Source organism: Lachnospira hominis (ex Hitch et al. 2025) (assembly GCF_040096395.1).
Classification (GTDB): domain Bacteria; phylum Bacillota; class Clostridia; order Lachnospirales; family Lachnospiraceae; genus Lachnospira; species Lachnospira hominis.
In genome coordinates, this window is sequence record NZ_JBBMES010000058.1 from 1 (window position 1) to 1,247 (window position 1,247).

Below are 1,247 nucleotides of genomic sequence, written 5' to 3' on the forward strand. Positions count from 1 at the left end.
CAAATTATATCATATACTCTGTAATATATCTAAAAACATTACTGCTTCTTTCGATATGAACTCATCTTCTCCACAGTAACCTCCGGATAGAAATACGTCAGAATCGTTGACTTTGGAACTCCTGCCGCAAGTGCCTTCTTCACCTCTTCTTTCTGCTCCGGCGTATATGACCAGTGCAGCATTCTGTTTGTAATGGTATCTTCCCACTTAGGTTTTTCCCTCTCAGGATTCCTTACAGGCTTAGCACCAGCACTTCCATTAGAAGTGTTGGCACTTTCTGCAGCATCAGACTTCTGCGATTCATCGACATACTCAAGCTCATTCGCCTGCTCCCTGTCAATCTTTGCTTTCTGCTTTGCTTCATCCTGCATGGAGAATCTTCTGCTTAATTCCGCATCACCAAGCATCATAAACTGCTCATAGGTAAGAGAATCTATATACACATTCTCGCCCTTATCCTTCAGCTTTTCATAATACTTAACTGCCTTGTCTGAAAGAATCTCAAATGGCGGACCGATAAGATTATCCGTTCCTCTTATCTGATGAACATATGGTTTTCCCTTACCATCTGCCGTCTGGTTAAACATCGGATGATTGAATGGTATAAACTTATTATCCATGATAGGATCAAAACCACGGATAAAGATAATACACTTTTTGTTATCCAGCTTTCTGACTTCATCGGGTGTAAACAATTCTCTTCCTAACACATCATAATTCCTTGATGAGCTTCCCTGTCTGCCCTTTGTCTCTCCACTTGACTTCTTATCAATCGTACCTTTTCCAAGCAACTCAGACACATACTTATGTGTACTCTGCTCATTTCCACCAAGATATATGAAAGTATCGCAGTTGCCGGGAATTGTCTCCCAGGTATCTTTAAAAAGTGCTTTTAACTGGGCAAAGTTCTGAATAATGATAATACTTGAAATCTCACGGCTTCGCATTGTCGATAACAGGGAACAGAAGTCATCGGGCAATGCGACATTCGCAAATTCATCTAACATAAATGTCACATGGATAGGCAATCTGCCTCCACAGTTAAAGTCCGCCTGATAGTACAATTCCTGAAATATCTGCGTGTATAACATACCGATAATGAAGTTATAGGATTTATCACTATCCGGGATTACACAAAACAGTGCTGTCTTTGTCTCACCATCCCCATTTACTCCAATACCGATATCGGACAGATTAAGCTCATCTTTTGAGAGTAATCGTAAAACCTGCTTATTCTCAAGAAATGC

Annotated in this window: 1 protein-coding gene; it reads right to left on the bottom strand. The window is 40.4% G+C overall.

The annotated features are described in order from the left end of the window. Window positions 1-38: 38 nt before the first annotated feature. On the bottom strand, window positions 39-1,247 hold a 1,209-nt coding region (locus tag WMO38_RS15025), incomplete at its 5' end, for a type IV secretory system conjugative DNA transfer family protein (protein WP_349163215.1).